The organism is Povalibacter uvarum (genome assembly GCF_014202975.1).
GTDB lineage: Bacteria > Pseudomonadota > Gammaproteobacteria > Steroidobacterales > Steroidobacteraceae > Steroidobacter > Steroidobacter uvarum.
This window is the reverse complement of record NZ_JACHHZ010000001.1, coordinates 1022080-1034307: the sequence shown is the minus strand read 5'-3', so window position 1 is coordinate 1034307 and position 12228 is coordinate 1022080. Positions and strand designations below refer to the sequence as shown.

General features: G+C 62.4%; 7 protein-coding genes and 1 tRNA gene. 2 read left to right on the top strand and 6 right to left on the bottom strand.

Going from position 1 to position 12228, the window contains the following annotated elements:
• Window positions 1-182: 182 nt before the first annotated feature.
• Entirely contained in the window at window positions 183-2219 is a 2037-nt protein-coding gene (gene uvrB, locus HNQ60_RS04410; protein ID WP_184329785.1) for an excinuclease ABC subunit UvrB, read from the bottom strand.
• A 153-nt stretch (window positions 2220-2372) separates the two neighbouring features.
• Between uvrB and HNQ60_RS04405 the strand changes: the two genes are divergently transcribed.
• Window positions 2373-3569 (top strand): pyridoxal phosphate-dependent aminotransferase, encoded by a 1197-nt coding sequence (locus tag HNQ60_RS04405; protein ID WP_184329784.1) that lies wholly within the window; start codon window positions 2373-2375, stop codon window positions 3567-3569.
• A 120-nt stretch (window positions 3570-3689) separates the two neighbouring features.
• Window positions 3690-3764, top strand: a tRNA-Asn gene (locus HNQ60_RS04400).
• Window positions 3765-3862: 98 nt separating this feature from the next.
• On the opposite strand, the gene HNQ60_RS04395 is transcribed toward HNQ60_RS04400, so the two are convergent.
• The 5 genes from HNQ60_RS04395 to HNQ60_RS04375 form a co-directional block, all read right to left on the bottom strand.
• Window positions 3863-4384 carry a two-component regulator propeller domain-containing protein gene (locus HNQ60_RS04395; protein ID WP_184329783.1) on the bottom strand — a complete coding sequence of 174 codons (522 nt, stop codon included), beginning with the start codon at window positions 4382-4384 and terminating at the stop codon, window positions 3863-3865.
• A gap of 142 nt (window positions 4385-4526) precedes the next feature.
• Entirely contained in the window at window positions 4527-8039 is a 3513-nt protein-coding gene (locus tag HNQ60_RS04390; protein WP_184329782.1) for a PKD domain-containing protein, read from the bottom strand.
• Window positions 8040-8054: 15 nt separating this feature from the next.
• Complete coding sequence (locus HNQ60_RS04385; protein WP_184329781.1) at window positions 8055-9731, bottom strand: autotransporter domain-containing protein; 1677 nt, start codon at window positions 9729-9731, stop codon at window positions 8055-8057.
• Between the two features lie 234 nt (window positions 9732-9965).
• Window positions 9966-11189, bottom strand: a complete 1224-nt coding sequence (locus HNQ60_RS04380; RefSeq protein ID WP_184329780.1) for a dihydrolipoamide acetyltransferase family protein — start codon at window positions 11187-11189, stop codon at window positions 9966-9968.
• Window positions 11186-12202 (bottom strand): alpha-ketoacid dehydrogenase subunit beta, encoded by a 1017-nt coding sequence (locus HNQ60_RS04375; protein WP_184329779.1) that lies wholly within the window; start codon window positions 12200-12202, stop codon window positions 11186-11188. The genes HNQ60_RS04380 and HNQ60_RS04375 overlap by 4 nt, the downstream gene beginning before the upstream one ends.
• Between the last annotated feature and the right edge of the window lie 26 nt (window positions 12203-12228).

Here is a 12228-nt window from a genome sequence, read left to right as displayed (position 1 = left end):
TGCGTCGCCACAGAGGCAAGGCAAGGAAGCGGTGTAAGTCTCTGATTCAGGACTTCAGCACTCGGATGGATTCCCGCGTTCGCGGGAATGACAGTGGTCCGTCACTCCGGCGCACGCGGGAGTCCAGGTCTGACCCGGTCGACGGCGGCGGGATAAACGAGGCAGAGCGCTCCGGGAATGTCTTAGCCCGCCTTCAACCCCGGCGGCAATCCCAGCTCCACGTTCCTGAGCTTCTGGATCTCATCTCGCAGCCGCGCCGCCTCTTCGAACTCGAGGTTGCGGGCGTGCTTGAGCATGTCCTGCTCCAGCTTCTTGATGCGCTTGATTGCCTGCTCCGGCGTCAGCGACCGGTAATCGCTGGCGGGTTCGGCGACCTTCGCGCTCCGGAATTCCGGTGCGACGTACGCCCCTTCCATGATGTCCGCGACAGCCTTCTGAATGCCGCGGGGTGTGATGCCATGCGTCGTATTGAACTCGATCTGCTTCTGCCGGCGGCGGTTCGTTTCGTCGATCGCTTTCTGGATCGAGCCCGTGATCTTGTCGGCATAGAGGATTGCGCGACCGTTCAGGTGGCGCGCCGCGCGGCCGATCGTCTGGATCAGCGAGTTCTCCGAGCGCAGAAATCCTTCCTTGTCCGCGTCGAGGATCGCAACCAGCGAGACTTCAGGCATGTCGAGGCCTTCACGCAGCAGGTTGATGCCGACGAGGACGTCGAACTTCCCGAGGCGCAGATCACGAATGATCTCCATGCGTTCCACGGTGTCGATGTCGGAGTGCAGGTAGCGCACTTTCACCTTGTGCTCGTCGAGATACTCCGTCAGGTCCTCCGACATGCGCTTCGTGAGTGTCGTGATCAATACGCGCTCGTTGCTGGCGACCGCGATACGAATCTCGGACAGCACATCGTCCACCTGCGTCCGCACTGGACGGATCGTGACTTCTGGATCCACGAGGCCGGTCGGGCGGACGAGCTGTTCGACGACGGCCCCTGAGTGTTGCGATTCGTAGTTTCCCGGCGTCGCCGACACGAAAATCATCTGCGGCGCGGCTTTTTCCCATTCGTCGAACCGCAGCGGCCGGTTGTCGAGCGCCGACGGCATCCGAAAGCCGTATTCGACCAGCGTCTCCTTGCGCGATCGGTCACCCTTGTACATCGCACCGAGCTGCGGAATCGTCTGGTGGCTCTCGTCGACGACGAGCAGTGAGTTACCCGGCAGATAGTCGAACAGGCAGGGTGGCGGTTCTCCGGGGGCACGGCCGGAAAGAAACCGCGAGTAGTTCTCGATGCCGTTGCAGTAACCCATCTCCTTGATCATCTCGAGATCGAAGCGCGTGCGCTGCTCCAGACGCTGCGCTTCGACGAGCTTGCCGCCGGCCTTGAGAATCTGCAGACGGTCATGCAGCTCGTCGCGAATCTCATCCACCGCGCGAATCAGCCTTTCCTTCGGCGTCACATAGTGTGTGCCCGGGAACACGGTGAAGCGCGGCACCTTGCGCAGCACCTCGCCCGTGAGCGGATCGAACATGGTTAGTGATTCGATCTCGTCGTCGAACAGCTCGACGCGCAGCGCTTCCCGCTCGGATTCCGCGGGGAAGATGTCGACGATGTCGCCGCGAACACGGTAAGTCGCTTGCGTGAGCTCCATCTCATTGCGCTTGTACTGCATGTCGGCCAGGCGACGCAGGATCTTGCGCTGATCGATTCGATCGCCGCGTGCGAGATGCAGCACCATTTCCAGGTACGAGGACGGGTCGCCCAGGCCGTAGATCGCCGACACTGTCGCAACGATGATCACGTCCGGTCGTTCGAGCAGCGCTTTTGTGGCGGACAGTCGCATCTGCTCGATGTGTTCGTTGACCGAGGAGTCCTTCTCTATGTAAGTGTCTGACGACGGAACGTAAGCCTCGGGCTGGTAATAGTCGTAGTACGAGACGAAGTACTCGACGGCATTGTTCGGGAAGAACTCCTTGAACTCGCCGTAGAGCTGGGCTGCCAGCGTCTTGTTGTGCGCCAGCACGAGTGCGGGCCGCTGCACGCGTTCGATGACGTTCGCGATCGTGAAGGTCTTGCCCGAGCCAGTGACGCCCAGAAGCGTCTGGTGCGACAGACCGGATTCGATCCCATCGACGAGTTTCGCGATGGCGCCGGGCTGGTCGCCCGAGGGTTTGTAATCGCCGGCAAGCCGGAATCCCGCATCTTTGGTCGCTGTATCGTTCATGGAGGACTGAAATGGGGGCGGGATGGGAGTGCCGCAAGCTTGTCAGTCAAACCTGCCACGGGCTGTCAGGGAAGAAAAATGACCCAGCGGCCGGCACCGACCGACTAGAATGGCCGCGAAATTTCCGTCCTGGCCAGCCTTCCGGTGCTCGAAGTGAGTCTAGCAGTCTCCAAGCGCGTGCAGCGCGTCAAGCCCTCCCCCACGGTCGCTCTCACCGGGCGCGTTGCCCAGTTGAAGGCAGAGGGCAAGGACATCATCAGTCTCGGCGCGGGCGAGCCGGACTTCGATACGCCGCGACACATCGCTGACGCGGGCATCGAAGCCATTCGCAAGGGATTCACGCGTTACACGCCGGTCGAAGGCAACGCCGAGCTGAAAGACGCAATCATTGCGAAGTTCAAGCGCGAGAACAGCCTCGATTACAAGCGCAGCCAGATCCTCGTCTCCACCGGCGCGAAGCAGACGATCTTCAATCTCATCCTCGCGCTCATCGACAGCGGCGACGAAGTCGTCATCCCTGCCCCGTACTGGGTTTCGTATCCCGACATGGTGATGCTCGCCGACGGCATCCCCGTGACGCCGTACGCGGGACCCGAACAGGGCTACAAGATCACGCCGGCGCAGCTCGAAGCTGCCATCACGCCGAAGACGCGACTGTTCATCCTCAACAGCCCCAGCAATCCAACCGGCGCGGCTTACACCGCCGCCGAGCTGCGAGCGTTGGGCCGAGTGCTGTCGCGACACCCGCAAGTGGTGATCTGCACCGACGACATGTACGAGCACATCTACTGGGCGCCGGAGCCTTTCACGACGATCGCCCAGGTCTGCCCTGATCTGTACGACCGCGTCGTGACGACGAACGGCGTATCGAAGGCCTATGCGATGACCGGCTGGCGTATCGGCTATTGCGGCGGCCCCGCCGAAATCGTGACGGCCATGGCGACGATCCAGGGCCAGAGCACCTCCAACGCCTCATCGATCGCGCAGAAGGCGTCCGTCGTCGCCCTGAGCGGCGATCAGGCCGAAGTGCGCGAGATGAATCGTCACTTCAAGCAGCGCCACGACTTCGTGGTGGACGGACTCAACAAGCTCACCGGCGTGTCATGCCTGCCAGGCGCCGGCACCTTCTACGCGTTCGCAAATGTCGAAGCCGCCCTCAAGCTGGTCGGCGCCAAGGACGACAACGCATTCGCGGAATACCTGCTGAACCACGGCGGGGTCGCGGTCGTCCCGGGCAGCGGATTCGGCGCTCCGGGCCACATGCGACTTTCATACGCCTGCAGCATGCAGACGCTAGAAGAAGCGCTGAAGCGGATCGACCGGGCGTTGCGGGCGGCCCAGGCTGCCTAGCGGCCGATCGCACCGCCAGATCTGGCGCGCTTCCTAAGGTTTTCACTGGCTTGCGGCATCTTGCCTTGACACCCTGAGGGTGCTTTCCGCAGAATCGCGCGCCTTCGATTTCCCACCTGTTCCCCGGTAGCTCAGTGGTAGAGCGACGGACTGTTAATCCGTTGGTCGCTGGTTCGAGTCCGGCCCGGGGAGCCACCTCTCTAGATTTGCTCGCAAGACGGGACGGACAGTCTCTGGCACGGCTGTGCGCCCTGCCAACTCGTGTCTGACGCCTCGAAGCTTTCCTTCGCTCCTCAGGCCTTGCGAAACCATTCCTCTTGCGAAGCGAGTAACTGGCCGTGCAGCGCAAGTACGCGCGGCAGCAGGTCTGGGTCAACCCGATGGTAAAGGACGTCCAATCCAACGAACGCGACGTGCTTGTCGCGGGGATGACCGGTCGCCAGCTTCTCAAGAGCCTTGATCGCGACCTCGCTGGGATAAGCCCGCGCAATGGAGTCGCCAGCCGCGTGTCTCCCACCATCCTCATCTACGTGGACAACGTTCGACACCAGGATCTGAAGAAACTCTTGAAGCTGACGAGCCGAGTACTTCGGCAAATCGCTGGCGACCCAAAGCCGCCCGGAACGGTCCTTCAGGATCGCGTGTATGAAGACGCCACTCAGCTGGTTCTGCGTGCGCGCATCGGGCGCAAACGCCGTGTAGCCATAGCCGTCAAAACGGATCAGGCCGTACTGCGTCCCGAACCACATGAATCCCTTGTCGTCCTGGGTGATCTGGCCGACCCGCGACTGTGAGAACCCCTCCGCGTTCTCCACGCGACTGAAGGCGATGTCATCGCCGTCGACAACGGTTATGGGTTGCGGGTCCGTTGCAATGCCGCCAATTCTTTCTTCTCGTGCATCCGGGCCAGAGGCTACCCGGAGCGGGCGCGTTCGAGAAGTGAAACCTCAGGTGCAACTAGCGCAGGTTCGCGCCCTCCCTCACCCATTGCAGCACCACTTCGCACTGGTCTGCGTTCAGGAAGCCCGTTCCGTGCCCGGTCCCCAGGCAGGGTGCGCTGTAGATCGGTGCGTCCTCGGGCGTCGCGCCGTCGAGCAAACCGCTGCCATTGATGCTGTTGTAGCTGTTCGTGGCATTGTTGGCGTCACGAACCCATGCGTCGTCGCCTATGCCACCCGTCTGGTGACAGCCTTGGCATGCCGCGAAGGTCGTGTTCAACGGGGTAACGCCAGTTGCGGTCAGTGAGAACGATGTAGTCGCCCGGACACGAACCACGATCTCCGACTCGTTCGAATCCGTCGAGCCGTCTCCCGATGTCAGCATGTACCGGAAGCGCGCACCAGTACACGGCGTCGTGCCGTTCGAGATGTTGGCACCGGTCACGTCGCAATTGACGGTCGTGGACGAGTACTCGATCGACTCGTTACGCACTGCTGTCGTCGGCGACACGATGCCTTGAGCCGGCTGATTCAGGATCGTAAGCGTGACCGCATCATTGCTGGGCAGCACGGTGTCGTTTGCCAGCAGCGTGTTGACCGCAATCGTCAGCGGCAACACGTTGCAATCGTCATCGATGTCGTTCGAGATGCATGCATCGAACTGGTCACCCGTCGTTGCGAGCGTGCTGTCAATGTTCACAGTGATCAGGCCTGTCGCGCAGTCGGCGGGATCCTCGTCGCAGACTCGATAGTTGAGCGCCGCGGGAGCAATCGCGGTAAGCGCGTGAGTGAAGTTGATTACTTTGCCCGACACCGCCGCCTGATACGCCGTGTTGGTGATGCTGCTCACCCACTGCATCGTCGTCGGGTTCTGGATCTGAACAGTGCTCACGCCGTCGCCGTCCTGAATGCAGGTAGCGAGAGAAATCGGCTGCTGGACGTTGTTCGCTGCGCCCTGTTCCGTCGGGCAGCTCGCGATGTTTGGCAGCCGGTTGAGTACACGGGCCGTATAGGTCTGAGTTGCCGTCGCACCGAGCGTGCTCGTGGCCGTCAGCGTCAGCCGATAGTCACCTGCCGCACGCGGCGTGAATGACGGCTGCGATGTGCTGCCGCCAACAAGCGGCAGCGCTGAGCAATCAGTTGCTCCCTCGCGCAGCAGGCACAGATCCCAGGCGTAAGTCGCAGCGAGTTGGCTGTCGGCGCCATCTATCTGGACCGGCGCGTTCCGGGCAACCTCGATCGGTGTGTTCTCGTACTGATTGTCGTTGATCTCGACGTCGAGCACGGGTCGCCCGGGTGGCACCGGGTTTCCAGCGTTATTGAGAAGGTCCGTGCGTCCCGTGACCGACTGCAGGTGCGTAGCGAGAACTTTGGCGGGACTGTCACCGGAGCCGCTGACCCAGTAACGATCCATCGTGAGCCGCGCGTTCGGCATGACGCCTCTCTGCAGCACGGAGATCAGATTCCCCGCGGCGACGAACTGATCGTAACAACCGAACGCGATCTGCCCTGGAGAGTTGCTGCCGTACTGAGTGATGCGCGGCGTCGCGTTGCAGCCGACATACGGCTGGTATTCGCCCGTCTGGGTACTCACGTTCGGCACGTGTGCGACGTGACACATACGGCAATGCTGCGCAAACACGGTTCGGTAGATGTTCTGAGCGGCCGCGTCAGCGCTCCATTCCGCCGGCACACGATTCTGGAATGTCGGTCCATCGACGGCGTCGCCATACCAGGTTTCGACGAGATCCCGCGCCAGATCATGGCGACCCGGACGCGCCGGATCGTCCACGTAGGTTTGATATGCGAGCCGGTTCAACTCACGGAACTGCGACTCCTGCGGGGTGCGCTTGTACCGCGAATGCAAGGAGTTCTCGGTGGCATCTGTCGGGTCCGGCACCCAGGCTGCCGCTTGCGAATCCGAGTACAGGAACGAGTCCAGGTCCCAGGGAAGGAACGACGAGTTCACATCGCCGCCCGCCGCGTAGAGATCAGGGTTCTGCGCATCGATCCCTTGCGGCGTGCCGCCGTGGCAGATCGTGCAGGCGCCGGGCATGAACTTCTCGCCGCGGCCATCGAGGTCGACGCTGTGAATCTGATCGAAGTCGCCGCTGGTCTCGTTCGGGGCGTAGGTGTAGAACTTGACGACCTTCTTGCCCTGGCTGTACGGCGTCACCGTGTATTCCATTGCGACGGCAAGAATCGGATCCAGCTTCTTCGCGGCATTCTCCATGCTGCTGTAGTTCACGACGACGGACGCCACGCACTCGCCCGTCGTGCTTCGCGGATTCACGCAATCGAATCTGCGCGCGTACATGTCGCGACCGAAGCCGAGATCGAAGTTGTTCACGTACACCGCATGCGCCGTCGATCCGGCTTCGACTTGCGACCATTGCAGCGATGTCGCATCGGCGCCGATGAAGCCGTTCTCTTTCAGCCAGCCGAGGAAGCTGCGCTTGCGCTGGGCAGCAACAGGATCGTCGATCGTGTCGTAGTACTTCTGAGCAGAGTCGCGCGTATCGATCGTGCGGCCAGCCGGTCCTGTCAGATCACCCATCAGCCGATCCGCATTGACGGCGACAGAACTCAGGAAGCTGCCTGTCATCGGCGGCTTTCCAGTCAGGGATTGCTGTGCGGTGTCGGGCAGCAAGTTGCCGGAAGCGTCGCGGATACAGAGCAGCGCTTGCCGGCCCGCCGGCAGCGCCGCGCCAGTTTGCGTGATCGAGAGACTCACTTCGGTTGTGGCGCTGTCGATTCTCGACAGGTCCGGCAGTTCGCTGGCGGTGCGATTGCGATCAGCTCTCACCGCTGCGGAGATCGCATTTACGTCGAGCTTCGGCAGTTCCACCGAGAACCGGGGGTTCTGATAGTCATCACAGCTCGCGCCAGCGCCCTCTGTGGCGAGCCACGTCCCGCGCAGAGTTTCCGCTGGCGGCGTCGCGGTTCTCTGCAGGCCACGCAGATCAATGTAGGAGATGGTCCGCTGCATGCGGATGTCGAAGGGAACATCAGCGGTCAGTGCCGTCGTGCTGTCGGCAACAGCTACGAGCGTGAACTTCTGCGGTGCCTGCAGATGCGTGAGGAACCGGTCCGGATCGGCTACGGCGACGACGGTGACATCGACATCGGCCTGATCCGTGGCACCGTTCGAGTCGGTCACCGTCAAGCGAAACTGCAGCGTCGTGTCGGCTGTCACCTGAGGCGCTTTGAAACTGACGGTCGTACTGTTGCGATCGACGAGTTGCACCTGGTTGGCGACGGCGCCCGTCGTCACCAGCGTCCATTCGAGTTTCAGCACCGGCACGACGACACCGTCGCTGTCGTTGCCGCTCAGGAAGACCTCGGCGCCTGAACGCACTCGTGTCGTTACCTTTCCCGCAGCATCCTTGCTGTACGGCTGGTTGAGCACCACCGCATCGGCGATCGGCGGCGCGTCGTCTTTTTCCTGGTTGCCGACGTCGCTCAGTCCGCTGCAGGCAGCGAGCCATGCTGCCAAGCACACTGTCGTTGCCCTGCAGATCCTGAGGCTCATGCGTGTCTCCCGCGCTTAGAATTCGAATCGGAAGCCGGCTGTGATCACTGAATCCGAGTAAGCCTCGTAGTCGAAGACCTCGAGGTACTGCACGAAACCGTTGAAACCGTGCGGCAGCACGAAACTGAATCCGCCGGCCAGCGTGTAGTACTCGTCGTCCGGAACGTCGGTACTCACGGCGAAATCCGTCCCCTCCACGGCAAAGAGCTGCCCAAGAGCATCGGCGTACCGCGCTGAGATCACGCGAGCATCGTCCGACAGCTCGAAGTGGTAGCGACCGACGAGATACGGAATCAGCACGCCGAAACTGGGGGTGAACACGTACTGCATCTTGAGCGACGGCGCGACGTCGAAGGATTCGATCGACTGCTCGCCGACCTGCAGGTTGAACGGGTCGTTGCCGGTGCCCGGGTTGATGTTGCTGGTGGACGTTTCAGTGAAGCCGTCGATGGTCGTATCGGAGTAGACGACGTCCACGACCGGATCGACTGAGAAGGCGCCAAACCGGAACGAATAGCCGGCATTGAGGGTGGCGAGAATCGCGGAGCTGTCCGCGCTGCTGCGGGCCGTGCTGTCAGCGGAAGCGACGGTCGGATTCAAAGAGGGGTACGTGATGCGGCGTGTCGTGTCGTGCGCGAGACTCTGCATGCCGACTGACGCCGACAGGTAGCTCCTTTCACCCTCCAGCATGCCGAACAACAGGCCACTGAAGCCGTCCGACTTGATGCCGCCATCGACGATACTCAGCGAGGAGTCGAAGTCGATCTCCTTGGTCGAATAACCGACCATGACACCTGCGACGAGCCATGGCGTGAACCGATAGTCGACGCCTATGGTGACCTCGCTGCCGTCGAAATCGAAAGCGTCTTCGAGATCCGTCGGGTCCTTCGAGCCATAACCGAAGCTGCCGTCGACGAACGAACCCCAGCGCGGAAAGTCGTCCGGTACATCGGCGCTCGCGCCGCCCTGCGTCGGACGATTCAGACCCGCGAGACGGATGTCGGTCGCGTCGCTCGATTCGTTGTTGACCGTGCGCAGTCCGGAGACACCCCATCGCAGCACGGACAGCCGCGTCGCAAGCGCGGACAACTGACTCGCCGCGAACCTCGTCGTAGCGGATCCCTGCCCCGCCATTTCTTCCGCCGCGGTCCATCGCAGCGCGAAACCCAGGCCCTGTGTGTCGAGGCCAAGGCTGTAACGGGTCGAGCCGGAGCCGAGCAGCTCGTTCGCGGTCTCGACCAGTTCCCGGGTTTCCTCGAAGACGACCAGATCGCCTGCCGTACACCCTTCACCGACGCCGTTGCCGCACACGCCTGCAAGTCGGTTGTAAGACGCCTGGTTCGCCCGGGCGGCAGCGCGCTCGAGAGCGTTGTAGCCGGCGATTTCCGAGATCTCGACGAGGCTTCCGTCGACAGGCGCTGTCTGCGCCCGTGTCTCGTGCCCGAACGCGAGAAGCGCAGCGATGGCAGGCAACTGCCACGCCAGCGACTTCCACGACGCCGTGCGCGCTACGGCGAGTGCGAGGTGGGGAGAGCTGCGCTTGCAGCCAGCCGATCGAGCGCCAAGGTGTGTGCTTCGCATGAAATCGCCTGCCTCGTAGTCCATATCCGGCCGCGATCCGTGCGCCGCTTCGGCAAGAATCTGTGTCAGCGCGGCGGCATGTCGCACGTACCGGCCCTGGTACGAGAGCACGACGCTCTGCGGGCTTGATCGTTGTTCGAAGCAGCGTGCGAATCGACTGCGTGGCCGCCTCGCGGTCCGTGCTGATCGCGAAAGAACGTGAGGCCAGTCACCCTGCCATGAATACGACGATGGCGGGGGGCAGGCCATCGTACGGAAGGGAAGCCTCGTCATTCCCGCGAAAGCGGGAATCCATGCTGGATGCGGGATGGACTCCCGCGTTCGCGGGAGTGACGGGGATACGGATTACAACGTCGCGAAGATCGTCGCCGGATGCTCCAGGCATTCCTTGGTGGCCTGGACCAGCGATGCGGCGTCATGACCATCGACGAAGCGATGATCGAACGAGCTCGAAATGTTCATCATGCGGCGGACGGTAATGGCGCCCCGCAGCACGACCGGCCGCTCGATGGCCTTGTTGATGCCGATGATCGACACCTCCGGCGCGTTGATGATCGGCGTCGACGCGATGCCGCCGAGCTTGCCGAGGCTGGTAAGAGTCAGCGTCGAGCCTGACAACTCATCCCGCGTGGCCTTGTTGTTGCGTGCGGCTTCGCTGACACGACGGATTTCCTGCGCCACTTCGGCGAGCGTCTTCTGCTCGACGTTGCGCACGACAGGCACCTTGAGGCCATCCGGCGTCTGGGTTGCGATTCCCAGGTGCAACGGGCGATACCGCTGCAGCACATTCCGCTCGGCGTCGTAGCGCACGTTGCATTGCGGGAACTGTGGCAGGACTCGGGCGAGTGCCAGCGCAAGGAACGGCAGGTAGGTATAGGAAGCCGCACCCTTCGGCAGCTTCGAGTTCAAATGCATCCGCAACGCCTCGAGCTCGGTGACGTCGATCTCCTCGACGTACGAGAAATGCGGAATCGTCTGCACCGTTTGGGTCATGCGCTGCGCGATGACGCGCCGGATACCGATGACCGGCACCTCTTCGACGTCCGCACCAGTCGGCGCGGCACTCGGCCTGGCCGGCTGTGCTTTCGCTGTACGCTGCTCGACGAAGCGCTCGAAGTCGTCCTTCAGGATGCGTCCGCCAGGGCCCGATCCTTCGACCTGACTCAGTTCGACGCCGGCTTCGTGGGCGCGCCGACGCGTTGCCGGCGAAGCCATTACGCGACCTGCGGGTTTGGCTGGCTCTGCTTCGCGCTTCGTTGCAACGGCCTTCTTCTCGGCTGCCACCGGCGCTGCCGCAGCGACGGGTGCCGCCTCTTCCTTCACGGACGCATCGGTTTCGAACACGATGAGCTCGGCACCTACCGGGATGCTGTCGCCGGGAGCACCAGCGATCGAGATCACACGACCGGAAACCGGCGCCGGCACTTCGACAGTCGCCTTCTCGGTCATCACGTCGAGGATGATCTGCTCTTCCTTGACGACATCGCCCGGCTTGATGTGAACGGCCACGAGCTCGGCCGCGACAGTGCCTTCGCCGAGATCCGGCATCTTGAAGGTATAACGGCTCATACGCCCGCCTTCACTTTCTTCAGCGCCGCGATGATGCGCGCCTGCCCGGGGAAATACTCCCACTCGAAAGCGTGAGGATACGGCGTATCCCAGCCGGTGACGCGTTCGATCGGCGCTTCAAGGTGCCAGAAGCATTCTTCCTGGAGGGTCGCAGCGAGTTCAGCGCCGAAGCCGCTGAAGCGCGTTGCTTCGTGAACGATCACGCAACGGCCTGTCTTCTTCACCGACGTCGCGATGGTTTCGACATCGAGCGGGACGATCGAGCGCAGGTCGATGATTTCCGCATCGATACCACTTGCCTTCGCCGCCGCTTCGGCGACATGCACGAGCGTGCCGTATGTGATCACCGTCACTTCCGCACCTGGGCGCACGATTTCCGCCTGGCCGATCGGCACCTTGTAGTGACCGTCCGGCACTTCGCCTTTGGGATGCGTGCTCCACGGAATCGCCGGCTTGTTCGGATCGCCGTCGAACGGGCCGTTGTAGAGGCGCTTCGGCTCGAAGAAAATCACGGGATCATCGTCTTCGATCGACGAAATCAGCAGGCCTTTCGCGTCGTACGGGTTCGACGGCATCACGACCTTGATACCGCAGATGTGCGCGAACAGCGCCTCCGGGCTCTGCGAATGGGTCTGGCCGCCGCGAATGCCACCGCCCGCGGGAACGCGCACGGTCACCGGCGCGAAGTAGTCACCGGCCGTGCGGTAGCGCAGTCGGGCGAGCTCACTCGCCACCTGGTCGAACGCGGGATAGATGTAGTCGGCGAACTGGATCTCGGACACCGGCCGCAATCCATTCACACCCATGCCGATCGCCGTGGCGATGATGCCGCCCTCCGCGATGGGCATGTCGATCACGCGATGCTCACCGTACTTGCGTTGCAAACCATCGGTGACGCGGAAAACACCGCCGAAGTAGCCGACGTCCTGGCCCATCACGACCACGGAGTTGTCCCGGCCCAGCATCACATCCATGGCCGAGTTCAGGGCCTGCACCATGTTCATTTGAGGCATTGTCGATCCCGAAGCGGTTAGCGGTT

What these genes read in the sequence shown, in the direction of transcription:
- uvrB (WP_184329785.1), bottom strand. Translation starts at nt 2,219, where the DNA reads ATGAACGATACAGCGACCAAAGATGCGGGATTCCGGCTTGCCGGCGAT.
- HNQ60_RS04390 (WP_184329782.1), bottom strand. Translation starts at nt 8,039, where the DNA reads ATGAGCCTCAGGATCTGCAGGGCAACGACAGTGTGCTTGGCAGCATGG.
- HNQ60_RS04380 (WP_184329780.1), bottom strand. Translation starts at nt 11,189, where the DNA reads ATGAGCCGTTATACCTTCAAGATGCCGGATCTCGGCGAAGGCACTGTC.
- HNQ60_RS04375 (WP_184329779.1), bottom strand. Translation starts at nt 12,202, where the DNA reads ATGCCTCAAATGAACATGGTGCAGGCCCTGAACTCGGCCATGGATGTG.